This is a genomic window from Aeromicrobium sp. UC242_57 (assembly GCF_044452305.1).
Lineage (GTDB): Bacteria > Actinomycetota > Actinomycetes > Propionibacteriales > Nocardioidaceae > Aeromicrobium.
The window spans coordinates 1,156,144-1,168,528 of sequence record NZ_JBIOAM010000005.1 but is presented as its reverse complement, the minus strand read 5'-3'; the positions used below and the strand labels follow the sequence as shown (position 1 = coordinate 1,168,528).

The window sequence follows — 12,385 nt, the reverse complement described above, 5'->3', positions numbered from 1 at the left end:
TGGCGATCACCAACGGAATGTTGAGACCAGTCATCGTGCAACCACTGAATGACTTCGCCGTGATTGCACCGAGCTTGGAATTGGCGATGACAGTAAGCTCCGCGTTTGACGTACGCCACAGTCGATGAAGTTGAGCAAGACGCCGGTGTTCCGAAATCAGTCAGGAAGCTCGTCGAGCCGACCGAGGCACCTGTCGCTGTGACGTCGGCTGCTGGTGAAGTGGTGCCGTCAACTGACAGCGTGCTGGTCGCGAACACGGCGGGGGCACCTAGCAGCGTTGCTGCAGCAATCCCGGCAGCCAGCAACCTTTTCTTGAGCCTCATGGCATGCCTACCTTCACTTCGTATGGAGCAGGCGGCGGGTCGAGCGAGCTCCAATTCCGCTCGACCTACCGCCTGCGGTTCACCTGCAGTCCCGAAGGCCAGCAAGGTAAAGCGGATGGCGGGGCATGCTCCAAGCGATGCCCCGCCACCACGAGGGCTGGTCGATCAGGGCAGACGACCGTTGTTGAGGTTCAGCTCGATCGTGTTGCCCGAGCCGGGGATGATCGAGTTGATCAGCAGGGTGTTGAGTCCGCAGTTCTGGAAGTTGCCGATGCTGTACTCGCCGATCAGACGACCACCGTTGACGGTGTCGAAGGCTTCACCGGCCGGGGTGTTGCCGGGGATCACGACGGGGTTGGTCGTGCGGCAGAACGGGCCGGCGAACAGCGGGAAGATGCTGGCCTTGATGTTGGTCAGGCGCACGTAGTACTTCGACGTCGAGGTCAGCACCTGCTTGCGGCCTTCACGGGCCAACTGGCCAACGGTCGGACCAACAGGCTCAAAGTTCACGTTGGCCGTGACGGGGATGAAGCCCAGCAGCTTGAACTCGGTGCGAGTGCCGGGGAGCACCATGTTGCCGACGAAGCTGCCATCAGCCTCGACCGAGGAGTGCAGAACAGCAGGACCAAGTGTGATGTTGGAGTTCGTCGATGCCACGTGAGTCGTGCCGTTGGCGTCGTAGTCGACGTCAATCGTCGCGGCATGCGCCGGTGCGCCCGCCAGCACGAGTGCGGCCGTCGCACCGAGCGTGGCCAGGGTCAGGCGCCCACGGGCGCCTCGGGAGGTACGTGTCTTCACGGTGTTTCCTTCCAAGTGGGTGTGACTGATGTGTCGTTCCCGAGAACTGTCAGGCGGGGTGTGGTGGGCCGAGCAAGCTCCATACGCTCGACCCACCACGAGACGCCGATTACCAGGTAACCGGCGTGCTCAAGGTGAACGTGCCCGTCATCTGGGCAGCGTCACCGGTGTAGATCTGACCGCCACAGGTGCTGGCGGTCGCAACCTTGGTGCCAGCCCCACTGAACGTACGCAGCGCCAACGGGAAGACACCCGGTGTCGGCGTGATCTTGATCTGCGGGCTAGCACCCTGGGTGATCGTGCCCGGGACGGTGCCCTTCGCATCCAGCGCATGCCCAGACCGGCGAACCAGTCGAGTGCATCTGAGCGTCGACGTTGCGGATCTCGATCGGCGCGGAAGCCGAGCCCTTGGCAGGCGTGGCCGTCAGGTGAATGGGCCACTCAGCGGGCGAGCCAACCTTGGTCGACTTCTCGATGACCACGGGGTAGTTCAAGCCGGTTGCCGTGCAAGCAGTACCGCCACCGAAGGTCATGGTCGTGATCGCACCGACCTTGGTGCCGCTGGCGAGCGAGGCGCCACGCTTGACGTAGCCACCAACCGAAGCCGTCGTGCACGACGCCGGCGTACCGAAGTCAGTCAGGAAGCTGATCGTTCCCGACAGCGCGCCAGTAACCGGCACATCAGCCGCAGGAGACGAGGTTCCGTTGACGATGACCACTCCGCTGGCGAAGGCCGCAGGAGCGATCAGCATCGTCGCAGCAGCAGCCGCACCCGCAGCGATAATGGCCTTCTTCTTGTTCATCTTCATGGTTGTTCCCTTTCATCTGCCCGGGCCGGGATTTCCGGCCCGGAAGCTCATTCGGTGCCCGGGAAGGGCAGTCCTGGCATGGGCTCACATTGCTGGCCCGGGCCAGTGGGGGCATCAGGCCGCATGCAGATCGCGGCCACGAGTCCCTCGCTTCGCATCGTCACACGGTTGCCCGACCCCGAGACTGCGGCGGTGACCAACCGCGAGACATCCTCACCGGACTTCGTCGTGCAGCCCGCAAAGTTCGGGATGTCAACGGTGCCGTTCAGCACTCCGCCGTTGGCAACACCAAAGTGAGGAGTCGTCATCAGATTTTGCGGATTTGGCTCGATGCCGGGAAGAAAGTTGTCCGGGTTGGCGGTGAAGTACTCACGCCCGGCCAACGCAATCGTGCCTGGCTCCCGGGTTCGGCATTGCCCGGCTAGAGACAAGTTCACGCCATCCACAGTCAGTTTTGCAATGACCACCTCGACCTGTCCGTTGACGGTGGCAGGATCCCAATGTCCATTAAGGGTGCCCATTTGCGGATGATCCGGGAACGGGCTCTTGCCCGCACAATAAGAAGACTGAACCTGTTTGATCTCCAGACCGACAGGCAAGTCCTCTGAGTCGCGCAATTGCCGAATAACGACTGCTGCCTCGACGGGAATGCTGCCGAAAGCGACGGTACGAGCAGTAAACGGCCCAATCTGGCCCCACGGACGCGAGGAGCCACGCGACGACTTGAAATATGCCGTGGCGTGATAATCGCCAATCTCGCTGAACAGACTGGGACTTGAGCACGAGAACGTTCGCACCTTCACAACTCGATTGAACGCCCCGACGACCAGCGGCGGGACTCGCACCCATTGCTTCGCTCGATCAACATAGTTGATCCCAGTTGCTCTCGGTCCTACCCAGGCTCCTGGTTGGTCGAAAGCAGGCAGTCCCGGAAAGTCGGGATCCTCTGCCGCAGAGCCGCTTTGGACCCCAAGGCCGCACACCACGAGCGAAACGGCAGCAAGTCGTGCGATGCGACCGATCAGCTCGGGGTGCATTTTCCTCAGGGACGATTCAGGAACCATGACGAGAGTGTGTCCTACCTCACGGTTCACCAACATGGATGACGACAAAGTTTCCGCCGAAGTGGGATGTTCACCCCATTCCTCTGCGCCCAGCATCCAAACAAGAGCGCACCACCCCGCCGACTATGTAGCGTGCGTCACACGCCGAAAGGTTTCGGTGTTGTCGGACGCCTCCAACGTCCGTACGTGTACTTCGGCATCGAGGAGTGAGTGACGTGATCAGAGAACGAAGTAGGAACATCAAGGCCATGGCGGGGGTCATCGGAATGCTCGCGGGTGCGATCGTAATGATCCCCGGGGCTACGCAGGCAAATGTCGCCGTGTCGACCGTCGATGCTGGGGATATCGAGGTATGGGGAACCACCGACGCTTCGACCGGCGTGCCGTCGCGAAGCACCTACCTTTCAAGCCCAGCCCCCGGGGCGCCAAAAGGGCCGTGGGCGGCCGTGGCGCTCGGATTCGCGGGCGACACATCCAACCAGGCCGCAGGCACCGGAAGTGACTTCGGGATCACTGCGGGACGCGACGTCGTCCGATTGACCGGTACGCTGCCGAAGTTGGCAGTGCCCGAAGATCTGGGCAAGGTCAGCGCCGTCAGCACCTTCCGCAACACGGCCGCTGTCGTGACCTCGGACGGCAGCGTGCGAGTCTGGGGTGACGGTCGCGTCATCCCCAACCAAACGCTTACTCCCACGGATCTGGGGGCTGGTGGCAGCCCAACCGCAGCCAAAGACGTCGCGGTGGGTTCCACCGTCATCACGGTGCTGTTGACCGACGGACGAGTCGGCACCATCTCCAGCTCAGGATTCGTCATTGCCGCATACGAAGGCAGTGACATCACCAATGCGACTGCTATCGCGGCTCAGACAACAAGCTCATTCGTACTGTTGAACGGTGGCGGCGTGATCGGGTTCACCCCCGCCGGAGCTCTGACGAACATTCCTGCCGCCGTCACAGGTGACAACTTGGCTGACCCGGTAGTCGACTTCGCCATCGGCGCCCCTAGCGTCGCCGTGACTCAGTCCGGCGCAGTTCACACATGGGCAGGAAGTGGCGGGCTCGGCGACTTCCCCGCAGGCACAGTCGACGGAAAGGTCGTCAAGGTGGCGGCGTCCAACCGCTATGCTGCGGCGCTCACAGACGAGAATGAAGTAGTCGTCTGGGGACAAGACACCGACGCATTGGACTACACAGCATCAGCAGTGGTGCCCGCTGAAGTTGCAGGCGAAGAGGTCGCCGATCTGGTCGGCGGTTCGTTGACCATCGGCGCCATCGTCACGGTGCCGCTGCCAGACCTGGAAGAGACTGCCAAGCCCACCATCGCCGGCACGGCCCAGGTCAACAACACCCTGACCGGAACACCCGCCACCTTCGACGGTTCTCCGGACACGATCACCAACAAGTGGCTGGCTGACGGCACCGCGATCAGCGGTGCCACCGGCAACACGTACAAGCTCACCGCAGCCGAGCAGGGCAAGAACATCACCTTCGAGTCGACGGCAACCCGCACGGCTGACTCTGCCACGCTTGTATCGATCTCAACCGCGGTCGGCCCGGTCGCAGCGCCACCGGTCTCCTCGACGACTGGCGTCACCGCACCGAGCAAGGTCTACGGCACTGCCGGCACAGCGACTGTTACGGTCACCAACGGGTCCAGCGTCCCGATCACCGGAACGGTCACCCTGACGGGTGCGGGCGCGGCGCAGACCAAGGCCGTCGTCGGCGGCAAGGCGACCTTCGCCCTGCCGAAGACGCTGGCACCGAAGGCCTACACGCTGTCCGCCAAGTACAACGGCAGCGCTCAGGTCACCGGTTCGATCGGCTCGGTGAAGTACACCGTTGCCAAGGGCAAGGTGCGCTCGGTGACGTTCAAGAGGACCAAGACGCCGACGTCGAAGAAGTCGGGCAAGGCGACCGTCACGGTCACCGCTCCGACCGGCTTGGCGAAGGCCACCGGTCGAGTCACCGTGACGATCAAGGGCAAGTCGAAGAAGACGATCCGGGCCACCCTCTCGGGCGGCAAGCGGACCATCACCCTTCCGAAGCTCAAGAAGGGCACCTACAAGGTCACGCTGGCCTACGCAGGTGACAAGAACTACGGCTCGGCGAAGTCCAAGTCGTACACCTTGAAGATCAAGAAGTAGCACCAACCGCGAGTGGCGCAAAAGGACGGAAACTGAGCATGAAGATCCCACCCTTTTGCGCCACTCGCGCGTTCAAGGCCACCCTGGCCGGCGGCCTCACAGCCACTGCTGTGACCGCGACCCTGCTCCTCAGCCAGACCGGCGTGACCGGCACCGAGAAGCAGCCTTCAGACAGCTTCACCGTTGCTGGCGATGGCGAGCTGCCGACCAAGCGCCCGGATCTCGGCGACAGCCGAGACCCGCTGTCGACCAACGAGACCGGCTACGCGATCCACCTCGCATCCACCGCCACGAGCATCCCGGACGACGCCACCGACGTGCGCGGCGAGTCCGGCCCCGAGTTTCTCTACGCCGACCTGCCCGACGACGTCGATGGCACCGGTCGCAAGGCGCTTGTCGTGCTGTACGACTACACCGGCAACAAGACCTACCACCAGCTCGTCAACCTCAAGACCGGCGACGTGACCAGCAAGAGCGCCCAGCGCCTGCAACCGCCGCCCTCCCCCGACGAGGCCAAGACCGCCACGACCATCGCGATCAACGCCGACCCTGCCCTGCCGTTCTCGACGCAGTTCGCCGAGTCCGAAGGCGTACCGCTGATCTCGTCCGAGCAGGTGGGCTATGTCGCAGGAGCCTGGACCTTCGACGGCACCACGGTCCGCGGAAAGTCGTGCGGCACCGACCGCTGCGTCCAGCTCATGGTCAAGACCACGTCAGGCATCTATCTGAGCACCCTCGACTTCGTCGTCAACCTCAGCACCGGTGACGTCATCAGCTTGGAGAAGTCATGAGAATCCGCAAGACCGTGAGAGCACTCGCCGCCGTCTGCGGGATAACCCTGGTCGTCAGCCTGACCGGCACACTGCCCACCCAGTCTGCCCACGCAGCCGACACCGATCTCGACTGCGCCGAGTCGCTGATCCAGAAGACGCTCAGAACGGTGCCTCGTGGCGCATGTGCGCCCGCGTGCATCCGATCAAAGGTCTCGTGCTCGAGAAGATCGAGTTCGCGCCGGCCAGCGGGAGCCACGAGTACACCGGCTACAAGCGAGTTCTCGACCAGATCTACCTGTCCCAGCTCAACGTCCCCTACGACACCGGGCATGCACAGTTCAACGACATCACGTCCTACGGATTCGGCGGCGGCTACCTGATGCCCCAGGTGCCCGAGCTGTGCCTCGGCGACACGGTCGACGTCGACCAGTCGACCGTCGCCGGCGGCCAGCTGATCGAGCGCATCGTGAAGGGCATCTGCACCGACGAGGTCGCCACCGGCCTCGCCACTCACTCACAGGAGAAGCAGGGCGCCAACGGCCCCCGCGTCATCCAGCAGGGCACGGCGCTCGAAGTGTCCTCCGTATCGAAGATCAGCTGGTACGAGTACCAGCAGAAGATGACGTTCGACGACCACGGCGGTATCGACGTCGGGCTCGGCGCCACCGGCGACCTGGCGATCGGCGGCCCGGGTTCAGTCTTCTTCAGCGCAGACCAAGACCTGGGCTGGCCTGTCGGCCCGAGCGTGGACGGGCAGGACTACTACGCGACATCGCACTGGCACAACGCGATCTACCGCGTCGACTTCGGCATCGACTCCGGTCAGACCCAGCAGGTCGAGCAGTGGGACTACGCCAGTGGTGGAAACGATCAAGCCCCCATCATCGAGGGCGCCGGCACCCACAAGACCAGCGCCTTCCACGCCATCGAGGGCCAGGACAACGACCGGCTCAGCTGGTGGCGGGTCAGCAACCCGAGCTCGACCAACAAAGACGGCCATGCCCGGTCGTACGAGATCGTCAACCGCAACGTCGCCGACACCTTCATCCCGGTGACCCAGCCGCTCGTGTCGTTCACCAACGCGAACGACTGCCAGGAGTACGCCTCCGACAATCTCAATCCGGACTGCCCCAACCAGAACGTGCTCGACTACGTGGTCCAAGACGCAGCCCCGTTGACCGATCCGGTTGCCTGGGTCAACGTCGGCTTCCACCACATCGACCGCGACGAAGACCAGTCGCCGATGCCGGTGCACTGGCAGCGCTTCCAGCTCGTGCCCCGCGACTTCTTCGCGCAGAGCCCGTCGATCACGCCCGAGCGCATCTGCATCAACGGCCCCAACGAGTACGAGATCGACTCCACCAACCGGCCGTGCATCGCCCGGAACGTGTACCGCCCGCGCATCAGCGCCTCCCCACTGACCGTGGCGCCCGGAACGGTGCTGTCTGCGACCACGGGCACCTGGATCCAGAACCGTACGACCTGGAACTACTCGTACATGTGGTTCCGTGACGATGAACCCATCGTCGGCGAGGACGAGCAGGGAGACCCTGCGCCTGAGATCGGCACCCAGTACGTCGTGACCGAGGCTGACCAAGGCACCTCGATCACCGTGAAGGTGACCGCGTCCCAGGTCGGATACGGGTCGGGGACGGCTGCCTCGGTGCCGACCGTCGTGCCAGGCGGCCCGACACCCACCCCCACCGCGACGACCCCGACACCGTCGGCCACGACACCCACGCCCAAGCCACTAGTCGCTGTAGCCTCGACGACCAGCGGCAGCTCACCAAGACCAAGCTGACAACGCGGCAGAACACCAAAGTTCGCGTCACCGTCACAGCCGCGGCGTGGCCCCGACCGGACGTTTCCAGATCCGCCACGGTTCGAAGATCCTGCGGTCCGGCACCCTCAAGAACGGCAAGGCGACCATCACGCTGCCGAAGTTCAAGAAGGTGCGCTCGTACGGTCTGCGCGTCGTCTACCTGGGCAGCACCAAGGTCAAGAAGAGCCACTCCAGCTGTTGACGGTCAAGGTCGTCCGCAAGTGAAGCTCGTTGCCTCGTTGCTGTGTCTCGTGGTGCTGGCCGCCTGCGGCTCTGACCCCGAGGTCGTCAACATCGGTGGTGCACCGAGCGAGACCGTCGAGCGCCCCTGGGGGACGGTCAAGGTCTTCCCCAAGGTCGAGAAGGCCGAGCCCCCGACCCAGGTCGAGCTCGACTTCGTGCGCGACATGATCGCGCACCACGAGCAGGCCGTCGTGCTGAGCGACCTGGTGCTGCAGCACGAGAAGATCGACGAGCGGGTCACCGCGACCGCCCGCTTCATCGCGCTCGACCAGTCGAAGGAGATCACCGCGATGCGGCAGTGGCTCAAGGCCTGGAAGGAGCCCGAGACCACCGGACACCACAGCTTCGCACCACGACATGCCGGGCATGGTGGCCGACGACAAGATCAAGAACCTGGAACAGCTCGACGCGGACGAGGCGCCACTCGAGTTCGTCGAGCTGATGCTCTTCCACCACGCAGGTGCCGTCGAGATGTCGCAAGACTTCTTGCCCGACGGCAACAACTACTTCACGCTCAACATCGCGCAGCACCTGATCCGCGAGCAGACCCTCGAGATGACCTACCTGCAACAGCTGAAACCGGACCTATGACCCCCGTCTCACCTACGCTACTTATGACTATCAGACAAACGTCTCGAATTTCCCGACCACAAATCCCGGATGCTGGCGAGGTTCTCTTCTGCTGTGTTTTGGTGATATCGGCCGTCGTCGGCAGCTCCCGCCGACACAGCACCGACTCTGCGAGAGCGCCCATCCCTCCGGGCGCTCTCGCAGAGTCACCACCCCCATGTCGTTGACCGCAGCACTCGAAAGCGATATGCATGTGAATCAAGACACACCATCTGACCAGGGAGCTCGAGGTCATGGCAATCGGTTCTGGCATCGCAGTCTTGAGCGAGCCATGACGGGGCTGCACGACGAAGTCGACTCTGCTGAGCTGCGCGCCGAGGTCGTCCGCGCCGCACGTACGACGATCCCCGCTGGTGCATCGCATCACGTCCCAGGTACAAGACAGTGTCACTCCCTATGCCGGACCCGCCACGGGACGCCGCCGCCGACTGATCGACATGGCAGTCACGGCGGCCGTCAGCCACTACCTCGACACGATCGAGAAGCCATCTGCGTCAAGCCGGAGCGTCGACGAGCTGTTTCCGCCGCATGGGACACGGCGAGGCCACCGAAGGCCACGGGCTCGTCGCGATGCAGGCGGCCTTCCGCATCGCAAGCCACGAAGCCTGGGAAAAGATCCGCACCTTCGCGACCGAACAAGGCCTCTCGACTGAGACGCTCGGGCACCTGGGCGACGCGCTCTTCGCCTACATCGAGCACCTCGCCGAACAGGCCCAGCTCGGCTTCGACGGAGCGACTCGCGCCATCGACCGCAGCCCCGACCTCGCCCGCACGCGATTGATCGACGCAATCCTCGAAGGAGCGACTCCGGTCGAGATCCGCACCCACGCCAGCAAGGCAAACTGGCCGCTGCCCGGCCTGCTCGTCGTCGTCACGGTCGAACCGCCCAGCGGTCAGCCGGCTCCCCTGCTCACCGACCTCAACCCCAAGTACCTGCTGCGCACCGAACCCGGCTCGGTCATCATCGTCGCGAGCGCCCGCGACCTCGACGAGCTGCTCGACCACCTCACCCGTCACGCTGGCGAGTCCCGCGTCGCCAAGGCTGGCCGGTGCCGGTCGAGCAGTCCCCCGACGCCTGGCGCTGGACGACACGCGCGCTCCAGCTCGTCGCCCGGGGAGTCATCCCCGCGACGCGAGTCGTCGACTGCGCGACCCATCGCACCCGCTGTGGCTTCACGCCGAGCCGGCCCTGAGACAACGGATGTGCCAAGACCTGCTGCAGCCACTGCTCGCCGAGACCCCCAACTCCCGCGAGATCCTGTCCGAGACCCTGCTCGCCTGGCTCGAGTCACGTGACAGCGCGCCGGCCATCGCGGCCAAGCTGGGCGTGCACCCACAGACCGTCCGCTACCGGTGGAAGCGCATCAACGAGCTGTTTCGGTGACGACCTCCGTGAGCCCGAGTTCGTGATCCAGGTGACGATGCTGCTCAAAGCCAGCGTTCCCCTGTGGAAGGCTGGCGACCAGAGCGACTTCGAACGATTCCGGACGAAGGACGGCGAGTGACGCACAGCGCCGTGGAGCCCATGCCACGGCTCGCGCAGGCGGGCGAGCGTCGATGGGTCCGAGTCGCGGTGGCCGTCGTGCTGGGTGCGGTCAGCGTTGCAGCGACCTTCATTCCTGCGCTGGAGACAGGGGGCCTGCGATGGTTGCCGTTTGCCCTCGTGCTTCCGGCGGCACTGTGGTGCGCCTGGCCGATCCACCGATCTGCCATACGCAGCGTGGCCTCTGGGCGGCCCAATCCTGACCTGATCGCCACCACCGGGATCGTGGCAGCCCTCGGCTGGTCGGCGCACGCCGTCGCCCACCACCACTCCGGCGCCCACCTGATCCCGGTCGCCGTGACGTCGATCCTCGTCGTCGCCTCAGAGGCCATCAGCCCCGCCTCCGACGTCGCCCCGTACGTTGGAGTGCCGCGGTGGCTCGCACCTGTCGTGCTCGTGATCGCCGCCATCACCGTGGCCATCTGGTGGAGCATCGACAACAGCGCCTCGGCCGCACTGTCGGTGCTGTTGGTCACCGCCCCCGGGCGCTGCGCATCGCCACACCAGCGGCACACCTGACCGGGGGGCGACGCGGCACCGAAGCAGGCATCTTCCTGGCCGGCCAGCGCGCGATCGACACGGCGACATCGGTCGACACCATCGTCCTCGACAAGAACGGCACCGTGACCACTGGCGAGCTGAGCGTCCTGGCGATCGAGCCGGTAGAGACCGAGCACCTGCGAAATCTGCGGTGGTTCGCCGGCGCCCTGGCTCACACGTCGACGCATCCGGTCGCCAAGGCCATCTCCAAGCTGTCCGGACGCGGGAAGGTGACGCAGATCGTCGTCCACGACGGCGAAGGGCTCAGCGGGTCCGTCGACCGGCACCCCGTCCGGCTGGGTCGTCCGGTGTGGATCGGCATCGAGGCCATGGGCGGACTCGGCGTGGAGACCGCCGTGGAGGTCGACGGACGAATTCTCGGCCGGATCATCGTCGGCGACACGATTCGCCCCGACGCGCGGCAAGGCGTCGACCAGCGCGGGCGCTCGATGTCGACCCGATCATGGTCTCCGACCTTCCGGAGGCAGACACAGCGCACCTGGCCGAGACGAGTGGTATCACGACGATGCACGCGCAGTTCTCCGCCGAGGACCGCGAGCTTCTTGATCGAGAAGCTCAAGTCCAATGGCCGGACCGTCGCGATGGTCGGCGCCGGCGAAGCCAATGTCGGAGCCCTGGGCCTTGCCGACCTGGCCGTCACCGAGGCAGACGGACCGCCGGGTCGCGGTATCGGTCTCTCCCAGATCGACGTGCAGTCGGTGCACGACGCAATCGTCCTCGCCCGCTCGACGTTCTCGACCGCATCGAGCAACAGGAGGTGGGCCATGGTCGGCATGCTGGCTCCTGTGCCGTTCGCTGCTGCCGGGCTCATCGCTCCGATGTACGCACCGCTGCTGGCTGTGGTGTGCATGCTCGCGATGGCGGTGAACTCCTCGAAGACCGCGCGGGTCGGCCACCGAAATCACTGACAGCCGCTCTCTTCACTGGCCTGTGGAAAACCTGGGAGGACCGTGAGGTTCGTGTCCGTGACGCGCACTAACGTCGAATGACCGGCAACAGATACCACTGACAATCAAGGGGAGGCCTCCGTGCAGAACGACTCGACACGTGCCAACTGGCAGACCGAGCCGTGTCCTGCCTGGTGCGTCCGCACGCACCAGGACGATGATCATCCCGATGACCGCTACCACGACAGCGAGCCGACCGAGATTCCCGCCGTCTTCGCCGAACGCGATCGTGACGCCGGGCCCGGCCAGTGGACCCTCGACGCGGGTGAGCTCACGATCATCACCTCTCGCCACGTCGACACGACCGAGACGATCACCTTCGTCGGCCGAGAAGATCGGCTCGGGCATGCCTTGACGCTGACGCCCGACAGCGCGGCCCGTCTGGCCCATGCGCTCAACCGACACCTGGCACTGGTGACCGAGGGACCCGCCAGCGAACGTCGACCGCAGGGCTGAGCGGCTACTCCGCCTCTGGGAACACCCGTCGGGCGATTGCCTGCACATCACGGTCGAGGGCATCCACCTTCGTCTCGAGTCGGCCCATGCGCGTGTCCAGCCCGTCGATCCGGTGACCAAGTCCGTCGATGCGCTTGCCGAGCCCGTCGATGCCGGCGCCGACCTTGCCGACCTCGGCGCGAATCACCTGCGTGAACAGACCTGACACGACCGCGAGCATCGAAAAAACTGTCGCACCGAACAGACCCATCATGGCCCACACCTGCGGCTCG

Annotated in this window: 14 protein-coding genes and 1 pseudogene; 10 read left to right on the top strand and 5 right to left on the bottom strand. The window is 64.7% G+C overall.

Annotated features, from left to right (window positions below):
* Positions 1-488: 488 nt before the first annotated feature.
* The 4 genes from ACHMWU_RS28895 to ACHMWU_RS28880 form a co-directional block, all read right to left on the bottom strand.
* On the bottom strand, positions 489-1,121 hold the full coding sequence (locus ACHMWU_RS28895; protein WP_396048922.1) for a hypothetical protein: 633 nt from the start codon (positions 1,119-1,121) through the stop codon (positions 489-491).
* Between the two features lie 109 nt (positions 1,122-1,230).
* Positions 1,231-1,362 (bottom strand): hypothetical protein, encoded by a 132-nt coding sequence (locus tag ACHMWU_RS28890; RefSeq protein WP_396048921.1) that lies wholly within the window; start codon positions 1,360-1,362, stop codon positions 1,231-1,233.
* A gap of 40 nt (positions 1,363-1,402) precedes the next feature.
* Complete coding sequence (locus ACHMWU_RS28885) at positions 1,403-1,930, bottom strand: hypothetical protein (RefSeq protein ID WP_396048920.1); 528 nt, start codon at positions 1,928-1,930, stop codon at positions 1,403-1,405.
* Positions 1,931-1,977: 47 nt separating this feature from the next.
* Positions 1,978-3,090, bottom strand: a complete 1,113-nt coding sequence (locus tag ACHMWU_RS28880; protein ID WP_396048919.1) for a hypothetical protein — start codon at positions 3,088-3,090, stop codon at positions 1,978-1,980.
* Between the two features lie 467 nt (positions 3,091-3,557).
* Between ACHMWU_RS28880 and ACHMWU_RS28875 the strand changes: the two genes are divergently transcribed.
* The 10 genes and pseudogenes from ACHMWU_RS28875 to ACHMWU_RS28830 all read left to right on the top strand — a co-directional run bounded on the left by ACHMWU_RS28875 (position 3,558) and on the right by ACHMWU_RS28830 (position 12,113).
* Positions 3,558-5,138 (top strand): Ig-like domain repeat protein, encoded by a 1,581-nt coding sequence (locus ACHMWU_RS28875; RefSeq protein ID WP_396049270.1) that lies wholly within the window; start codon positions 3,558-3,560, stop codon positions 5,136-5,138.
* A 38-nt stretch (positions 5,139-5,176) separates the two neighbouring features.
* Positions 5,177-5,929, top strand: coding sequence for a hypothetical protein (locus ACHMWU_RS28870; RefSeq protein ID WP_396048918.1), 753 nt, complete (start codon positions 5,177-5,179; stop codon positions 5,927-5,929).
* A 163-nt stretch (positions 5,930-6,092) separates the two neighbouring features.
* Positions 6,093-7,712 carry a hypothetical protein gene (locus ACHMWU_RS28865; RefSeq protein WP_396048917.1) on the top strand — a complete coding sequence of 540 codons (1,620 nt, stop codon included), beginning with the start codon at positions 6,093-6,095 and terminating at the stop codon, positions 7,710-7,712.
* A 46-nt stretch (positions 7,713-7,758) separates the two neighbouring features.
* Positions 7,759-7,935, top strand: coding sequence for a hypothetical protein (locus tag ACHMWU_RS28860; protein ID WP_396048916.1), 177 nt, complete (start codon positions 7,759-7,761; stop codon positions 7,933-7,935).
* Positions 7,936-8,140: 205 nt separating this feature from the next.
* Positions 8,141-8,567, top strand: a pseudogene (locus ACHMWU_RS28855) (DUF305 domain-containing protein).
* 567 nt (positions 8,568-9,134) lie between these two features.
* Complete coding sequence (locus ACHMWU_RS28850; protein ID WP_396048915.1) at positions 9,135-9,902, top strand: hypothetical protein; 768 nt, start codon at positions 9,135-9,137, stop codon at positions 9,900-9,902.
* On the top strand, positions 9,820-9,990 hold the full coding sequence (locus ACHMWU_RS28845; protein WP_396049269.1) for a helix-turn-helix domain-containing protein: 171 nt from the start codon (positions 9,820-9,822) through the stop codon (positions 9,988-9,990). Before ACHMWU_RS28850 ends, ACHMWU_RS28845 begins: the two co-directional genes overlap by 83 nt.
* A gap of 141 nt (positions 9,991-10,131) precedes the next feature.
* The gene (locus ACHMWU_RS28840; protein WP_396048914.1) at positions 10,132-10,668 is read left to right on the top strand and encodes a hypothetical protein; all 537 of its coding nucleotides are present in this window, start codon (positions 10,132-10,134) and stop codon (positions 10,666-10,668) included.
* Positions 10,575-11,618 (top strand): HAD family hydrolase, encoded by a 1,044-nt coding sequence (locus tag ACHMWU_RS28835; RefSeq protein ID WP_396048913.1) that lies wholly within the window; start codon positions 10,575-10,577, stop codon positions 11,616-11,618. Before ACHMWU_RS28840 ends, ACHMWU_RS28835 begins: the two co-directional genes overlap by 94 nt.
* Before the next feature lie 120 nt (positions 11,619-11,738).
* Positions 11,739-12,113: a DUF6907 domain-containing protein gene (locus ACHMWU_RS28830; protein WP_396048912.1), complete on the top strand. Its 375-nt coding sequence runs from the start codon at positions 11,739-11,741 to the stop codon at positions 12,111-12,113.
* Positions 12,114-12,117: 4 nt separating this feature from the next.
* Here ACHMWU_RS28830 and ACHMWU_RS28825 read toward each other — a convergent pair whose 3' ends face one another.
* A complete protein-coding gene (locus ACHMWU_RS28825; RefSeq protein WP_396048911.1) occupies positions 12,118-12,333 on the bottom strand; it encodes a hypothetical protein in 216 nt (71 codons plus the stop codon).
* Between the last annotated feature and the right edge of the window lie 52 nt (positions 12,334-12,385).